Source organism: Nitrososphaera sp. AFS, assembly GCF_009898475.1.
Classification (GTDB): Archaea; Thermoproteota; Nitrososphaeria; order Nitrososphaerales; family Nitrososphaeraceae; genus Nitrosopolaris.
Window position 1 is genome coordinate 1 of the sequence record NZ_QURE01000127.1, and the last position, 7,318, is coordinate 7,318.

At 37.1% G+C, this 7,318-nt stretch carries 8 protein-coding genes; 4 read left to right on the forward strand and 4 right to left on the reverse strand.

The genetic code is table 11. The features are described 5' to 3' along the window. Positions 1 to 1,112: 1,112 nt before the first annotated feature. The gene (locus tag DYY65_RS10975) at positions 1,113 to 1,307 is read right to left on the reverse strand and encodes a hypothetical protein (protein ID WP_162478003.1); all 195 of its coding nucleotides are present in this window, start codon (positions 1,305 to 1,307) and stop codon (positions 1,113 to 1,115) included. A gap of 86 nt (positions 1,308 to 1,393) precedes the next feature. Between DYY65_RS10975 and DYY65_RS10980 the strand changes: the two genes are divergently transcribed. The 3 genes from DYY65_RS10980 to DYY65_RS10990 all read left to right on the forward strand — a co-directional run bounded on the left by DYY65_RS10980 (position 1,394) and on the right by DYY65_RS10990 (position 3,291). Continuing rightward, complete coding sequence (locus tag DYY65_RS10980; RefSeq protein WP_162478004.1) at positions 1,394 to 1,837, forward strand: hypothetical protein; 444 nt, start codon at positions 1,394 to 1,396, stop codon at positions 1,835 to 1,837. Positions 1,838 to 1,847: 10 nt separating this feature from the next. Continuing rightward, entirely contained in the window at positions 1,848 to 2,420 is a 573-nt protein-coding gene (locus tag DYY65_RS10985) for a tyrosine-type recombinase/integrase (RefSeq protein WP_236561807.1), read from the forward strand. 340 nt (positions 2,421 to 2,760) lie between these two features. Next, a complete protein-coding gene (locus DYY65_RS10990; protein WP_162478005.1) occupies positions 2,761 to 3,291 on the forward strand; it encodes a hypothetical protein in 531 nt (176 codons plus the stop codon). Positions 3,292 to 4,364: 1,073 nt separating this feature from the next. Here DYY65_RS10990 and DYY65_RS10995 read toward each other — a convergent pair. Beyond that, entirely contained in the window at positions 4,365 to 4,586 is a 222-nt protein-coding gene (locus DYY65_RS10995; RefSeq protein WP_162478006.1) for a hypothetical protein, read from the reverse strand. Between the two features lie 648 nt (positions 4,587 to 5,234). On the opposite strand from DYY65_RS10995, the gene DYY65_RS12800 reads away from it, so the two are divergent. Further along, positions 5,235 to 5,360: a hypothetical protein gene (locus DYY65_RS12800; protein ID WP_255457520.1), complete on the forward strand. Its 126-nt coding sequence runs from the start codon at positions 5,235 to 5,237 to the stop codon at positions 5,358 to 5,360. Positions 5,361 to 5,507: 147 nt separating this feature from the next. On the opposite strand, the gene DYY65_RS11000 is transcribed toward DYY65_RS12800, so the two are convergent. Together DYY65_RS11000 and DYY65_RS11005 are read right to left on the reverse strand one after the other, a co-directional pair. After that, positions 5,508 to 5,678: a hypothetical protein gene (locus DYY65_RS11000; protein WP_162478007.1), complete on the reverse strand. Its 171-nt coding sequence runs from the start codon at positions 5,676 to 5,678 to the stop codon at positions 5,508 to 5,510. A gap of 337 nt (positions 5,679 to 6,015) precedes the next feature. Continuing rightward, complete coding sequence (locus DYY65_RS11005) at positions 6,016 to 6,714, reverse strand: phosphatase PAP2 family protein (protein WP_162478008.1); 699 nt, start codon at positions 6,712 to 6,714, stop codon at positions 6,016 to 6,018. Positions 6,715 to 7,318 lie beyond the last annotated feature (604 nt).

The window sequence follows — 7,318 nt, forward strand, 5'->3', positions numbered from 1 at the left end:
GAATTTAGAAATCAATCATGAGCAGCATGAACAGGTGTTCAACAATATCCTGACGAATATGAATCGCTGGTTTGTGATACTATACTCGGAATGGTTCATGATCATACATTACTGAAAATGGAGGATTGTGGAGTGATGTTATATTTACTGAACCCTGACAAGGTCGAATTACTCAAGGGCTGAAGCACTACCATTTTTCAACAACGTAATTAAACAACGGATTTAAACAATGGGAGGATCAACACAACAAGAAAAAAGTGCTCGGATGCAGATCCCGGGTTCTAGAGAAACCGCTCAATCATGAATAAATTACAATTTCATGAGAGATCACTCAACAATAAGGGAAATGTTTGCAAGGAAGGAGGAATTATGCTAGATTTAAATGATAACAAAATTGAATTTGAAATCTGAAAATTCTAAATTCGCCATCCATTTACAAAAAGTCTTTACTCATTCTCCTTCCCTACCAAAAGCGCGCAATTTTTGCACCGGTAATACCCACGGTTAAAGTCTTCTACAATGGTATCACATCTAGAACATTTGGGCCGCACTTTCATTGTTCACACCAAGTCACAGGTATGGTCTGCTTTCTATTCGTTGACTTGTACACACTTCCGCTGTTCGTTTAGCAAAACATCGATTGCAGTAGTACTCAGACCAGGTCTCATTGTCTCCCACTTTGTTCATCTCTTCCTCATCAAGACAGTATTCTGATAATTCGAGGCAACATTTCTAACATAAATCACAATAATCACTCAATGACTAATTCTTCCCGGTGCCTTAATTCAGCAAGACACACTTCGCAGACATCTCCATTCTCTGTTACTTCATACTTCCCACAAATAATGCATTTTATCAAAGCATTTACTGTGTCGATTCTAGCCTATTAATATATGACAATACCTAATAGGGTCGGTGGGGGGCAATATTGTTTATGTCTTTTATCCATCAAGGACGGATTTGGCCCATGGGCTAACGATGCAAGAATGTGGTAGGCTTTAGGATGCCCATTCCATTTGATAAAAAGAGGAAATATTAGGCGCGCATTAAGACATAATGATATGGGACTTTGACAAATGCATCATTTAACAAGTATCGCAACGGTACGCTTTTCACAAGCATCTCAAAGTATTCACAAGCATCTCAGCATAATCTATTCCTAAATATGCTCTTGTAATTTGATAGGAGCTAGTTATCTCTTCTATTTCAGCCGCTGGGATTTCCTCGGATGTCACGACAATTCTTAATATTTGATATTTATTATTAAAACCAAACCTTTCTATATTCAGTATTAGAGGACAGATCAATACTCATCAAATTCTCTTATTGTGTACTTATAGAAGTCTATCAATACAAAGTCTCTATATTGTATATCGTCTGATTATTAATAAAATTGACTGATATTGGAGGTCCAGTGAAGAATAGGCAGTCTAACCCTTTGATTGCACGTTCAATTATCACTTCTATCAAAAACGTCAATAGTATGAATGAGTCAACTGCAAGCGAATACGCCTTACGATTGAGCAATTTTATGAATTTTGTAGCGGATGAATATCCTGATATTTTGGATATGGATAACCTTCTCATTATGCTTAAGCAAGGTAACCTAGATCCATACAACCTTCTCAATGGGTATGCTGCTTATTTGCGTAATCGTAATGTTTCCGCACTTACAATGAAGCAACGTGTAGTTACCATTAAGAACTTTTTTGAATATTGTGATATTGATATAAAGTCCACGGAGATTCAAGTTAAAAGTAAAGCTACCAATAGTAATAAGAAAAAAGAAAGAATCGTTATCAAAAGAAGATATTATCGAAATATTCAACGTATGTGACAACATTCGCATGAGAACATATGTAATGTTACTAGCAGCCACCGGAATGCGCGCCGTTGAGGCATTATCCACCCGTATCACTGATCTGGATCTCGGTGCTAACCATTCCAAGCTTTTTGTAAGGGGAGAATACACAAAGACTAAAGCAGATAGGATCGTGTTTCTGACACAAGAAGTAATACAACAATTAAAATCATGGATAGACTATAAATATCGCACCAGAAAAGTATGTCATCAAGATAAAGAAACAGGAAAAACTATCACTGAAAAACGAACACCTGATAAGAATGATAAGGATTTGATATTTGCAGTTTATCAAAGTAATGATAGACATAACCCCAAACATCTTTATCGTGATTTAATTAGAACCTTTACAAATACACTTGATCGTTCAGGTAGAGGTGATAGAGAAGAAGGGAATGAGAGACGTAGACAGATAACATTTCATTCTTTTAGGCGATTCGTAAAAACCACAATATCGGATCTAAGATATGCTGACTTCTCTGAATGGTTTATCGGTCACTGGTTCTACATACTGGACAAAAAAAGATTCAGAGAAGGCAGAGATATTTCACAAAGTTGAGCCCTATTTGACATTTCTAAACATACCTCAGTTAGAAAGACAAGGTGAAGATATACAAACTAAGGTATAAGAACTAGAGGAGATAAATCAATCCCTGAGAAATCGTGACAAGCTAAAGGATGATACTATATCACAACTATCAGATCAACTTGTAGCATTATCAACAAGATTGCAGGAAATCGAGAGAAGACAGCAGCTACTGGCATGATATACTGTAGCGGACTTAGTAATTCTTAAAAGATTGACTGGAGGTTTTACATTTAAGGACCGAAATCATAGCTAGCGATTCTTTTTCATGCGTCAATAAAAATATATAATCAATCCCATTTTTCTGGAAATAATGCAAAAACATAGACCTACATTGATTCTTGTTATTTTAACCCTGGGATGTACGCTTGTATCTTTTACTATTTTCACCGGCGCGCATATCCAGATCATATCAAGGGTCCTTGCAACAAATACGACAGCAGATTCTGTCCGGTCTACTAATGGGAGCAGTATCACTCTAGGAAGCCCGCAACTATTTACATACTATGAACACAATTACTGGGCAGGCTTCAAACCAACCATAGTTAACGGAACTCATGGATTAGTAGCATCTTCCACAGACTATAGAGTTGTGAATGGCACTGTTGTTCCCGCTCACTACAAAGTATTTGTGATTAATGGTACAAATAGGACATTTCACACGGTGGGCTACGATAGCGTAAATGGCAATACACTTTATTTCCGGGGTATATGGCATATGGGTGCTGACAGTACGATGAGAATTATAGGCTCTTCAACTACCAGCGAAGGTATGGCGGGAATTGAAAAGGGTATGGTATACAAGAATGGTACTGGTATAATCAAAATATGGCTTTGGAAGTAGAACTTTACACAATTTGACAAGGACTGCGTGCTAGATCCAACAAATTATATTTCCACCTTTTTCTTGCCTGAAAAATCCAAATAAACCAATCCCAATTACAGTTGTAGCTAAGGGAAAGAAGATGATACAGCTAGCATTAAGACATGCTGATATATGTGAATCTTTCTTATCTTTCTCCTAAGGAGTTTATTTTTACTAATTCAAACTTTGAAGAGGCCTGTAAAGAATCAAAATTAATTGAGAACAAGATTATCAAATCAATCGAATTAGACGTAATAATTACAATCATGATTCCAAGCTAGAATATAAGAAAAGGCTATTTGCAATGGAGAGAAGGCCTGCGATCCTTAATAAAATTGAAATGGTTGCAAACTTCGATCATGGCATGAATAGTACTTATCAAATAGCTCTTCAACAGAGATCTCTATGGAACCATCTACATCGAAAATCTTCCATTGAATGATCTTTTTTGCCAGATTTGAAACACTAATGTGGACCGTTAATACAGTTTTCTGAAAATCATTGTGTGAATGCCATATATTGCACATTATATCTTCAGGGATAGGAGTCGGAAACTCTCCTTTAGAAGAGGAAACTTTGGGTGCTTGTTTTGTTCAAAAGAGCAGGTTCCCAGAGGAGGAGAAGCCTCGGTTCTAATCCCATCATACCACAAGTAATATATAGACTTAAAATAATCTTTTCTGATAAGTGCTAAGTGGTGTCAGCAGCTGGCACATCATCTGTATTATGAACAGGAAATAAGGCCATGGGTTGAGAAGTTAAAGCAAATAAAAGAACAAAGATACTTCGTGTTTATTTTAACAATCACTATGGCGGGCGTTTTTATCGTAGGTGCGGGTCCGGTGGAATCCATTCCGATATCGAAGCTAAAAGCGGGTTCCTATGTAACAATGGATAGCCACAGCTTTAAAGGTTTTGCTCTGCTTTTGATGTACATTAATACTTACTAGTTTCTTCCTAAAACAACAATTTGTCAAGGTCGCCAATCCCCTTATTGTAATTTGCGTTAACAAGGCAAAAATACAATAAATTACTTATACTAGATGATGATATCAGCCTCTGCTAGATAATTCCAAATAATCTGTAAACATTATTTTGCCTGCAGGCCTATCTAGGAATTTGCTGAGTATATTGTCCTCAAAATTTATAAAATTGACAGGACCTCGCTTCGGCTTTTCTTCGTTTCCAAACAGTTCCTCTAATGTCTCCTGGCTTTTAAATACCCATAGAACCGAATACTTGCTTTTTCTTTCACCCTTGTATCCTTTCAGCAATGTCTTGACTCCAGCCCAGGCATGTCCAGCTCTTTGCTCAGAAGGATATCTTTTAAGACTTGTTCAAACTCTTGTCTCTCATATTCATGAATTGCAAATATTCTGCTCATAATACAAAACCTCCTGCTCCTTCTTACACTTATGCTGTATTTTATTTATACTTCCTTTCATTAATATTTAGAAAATAATATAGCTATTTGATCACAAACTAAACTCGCCAACATTAAGACCTCTTACCCGGATTGGAATTGAACCAGTTAATAGAAAAATAGAGGGGTTAGTCAGAAAGTGAGGACAAGTCATCTTTGCATTATGATTCCAACTAATTTTTTGTGCTTTCACTTTACTTCGCTAAGCCGCGATAGTAAAATGTGTAGTAATTATTATTATACGAAAGTGTCATTACTGGATTATGCATAAAAAAACATTCATTGGATTGGCCGTCGCAACCATTCTAGCAGCATATACATATCTGCATTTACCATGTCAAATCAGGCATTTGCACAGCCTCCAATAAATATAGGTCAGCTTGGACAATCAGCTAGTAATTCTGGCAATCTATGACATTCTGGTCAGCTAGGACAAGTCCTAGCAGAAGGGAAGGAATTAGCGGGGCATGCTACAAAATCAGCGCTTGGCGATGTATGCTTGAGCTGTTGGGGCGGACTAGCAGCGCACGAAGCACAACTAGGGAAGGAATTAGCGGGGCAAATCACAAGTAACCTGGGTTCAGGAAGATGCACTCCTGAGGAAAGAGATGCAGTAATATGCTAGGCTTCGACCTTTTTTTATTCTAATGGAATTTTGCTAGCTATAAATTCATCAGAATTCCAATCCCTGCTGTTTCTCAGTCCAATCTAACAAAAATCCCTTTACTCCGCCAGCAACACCGAATGATAAGCGCCAACGGGTCTGAAAATTCTAGTAATGCTCCTTGACTCTTGCATACTCTGCAAATTGTTTTATCGTCATATCGTTAGCCATAAAAACAGCCTGTACCCTTCTAGCCTTGTCATCGTCTAACTCTACCTCAAGGTGGAACCTTTCAATTACTACTGACTCATTCATACCACAACCTGAGATATTCGACATTGAATCTGCAACCAAGCTAATCCTAAATTGATAATCCCAAGGTTATCTGAATGGTTAAGTCAGGCTATGTAATAAAGAATGTTAGATTTGATAGCGAAAGTTTGCCATAATGAAAACAAAAGGAACATACTTCTATATAAGCTATAAATACTCTTGGCATCCACTGGTTGAATAACATAGTAGACAAGAAAACAACATCATAGTAAGGAATGAGTTGGGCATATAAGGATGCGAATGAAACTACAACTGAATCTGCGAAGCAGTATCCTAGGTCTTGAATGACGACTCTATGAGAAAGCTTCTATTTTGTTTAATTAACTGTTGTTTCTATTAATGATTAAGAACGGTTCAAAGTCTGTGGCTTTATTTTTCTGAGCTTATTCATTACTGGCTTCATTACAGATTCAATTTGTTTCTGCATACCAACGAAGATTAGACACACGCCAACCCCTAAAAGAATACCACCAATAACGTCTAGCGGATAATGCCCTCCAACATATACTCTTGATATGCAAACAAGAGCTGCTTCTATAGCCAAAATAATAGATACTATAAACTGTCTAGATGTATTTCTAAACAGTAGGAGAGCACCAGCAGCGCCTGCTGAGACTAACAAAGCATGACCAGAAGGAAAGGCATACTCTCTGTCTGGTGCTATTAAAAAATCTGCATGTGGTATTACTGGTCTGGGTCTTGCAACAGTATCTTTTGCTAATACACCAACTGGTATGAGGACTAGCATAGATACAGCAATAACTACCGCAGTCTTTTTGCCGGTCCAACCACCGAGGAAAAACAGAAGCAACAATGCTATAGGCCAGAAAACCTCTCTTCCAAATTGTGTAAGCCAAATCATGATTTGGTTAAAGGCAGGATAATGAGAGTTGTTAACATCTAAAAAGCCCAAGGAATCAATTCTGGCTATGGGTGAGTGGTAATTATTAATATTATTAAAGCCAATCTTAGGAGAAACCAACGTTGCAATTACTAGGAACGAAATTAATAGGATAAAAGAAGCGCCAAAGTATTTATTCAATTGCTTATAATCGTTTTACGATTAACTATAGTGGTATCTATAAATGTTTGATAAGCGCTTCCAAACTTGGCTAGATTATCTTAGGCTCTCCCAGTTCTTAACAATCTTTTCACATGGCTTCTCGCTTTCCTGGAGAGTAGTCTTAAGTAACAAGATTCAGAGCTAAAGCTACCAGGTGTACTTCTACAGCTCTTATAATAACTAGAGCTCAGCTGTAGCTGAAAGTTCATGCCTTTGCATAGCATTGTGGAAAGGAAGCTTAAGCTTTGGTTTAGTTAGTATTCCAATAGCAGTTTATTTAGCCACAGAAGGCAAAGAATTTTCTTTTAACAGTTGTGTGAAAAGGCCTATAAGATTAGATATAAAAAATGGTGCCCTGTTGAAGAAAAAGTGGTCTCTTATTATGAATATGCTAGTACTTTCCAGTAGAAGACTCTTACTCCCCTAGAGTGATACATTAATACAACCCGCCTGAGCCTAAAATTACGATAAGGATCCGTTGAGGAGTAAGAGATTTCAGAATTTTCCTGTTGTTATTTTTATCTTCAGTATGTTGATTATGATTATTGTAATAAGTAATATTCCAAATGTTGCCTTAAGTAAA

Coding starts and splice junctions, on each gene's coding strand:
- DYY65_RS10990 (WP_162478005.1), top strand. CDS start 2,761: ATGCAAAAACATAGACCTACATTGATTCTTGTTATTTTAACCCTGGGA.
- DYY65_RS10985 (WP_236561807.1), top strand. CDS start 1,848: ATGAGAACATATGTAATGTTACTAGCAGCCACCGGAATGCGCGCCGTT.
- DYY65_RS11000 (WP_162478007.1), bottom strand. CDS start 5,678: ATGTCGAATATCTCAGGTTGTGGTATGAATGAGTCAGTAGTAATTGAA.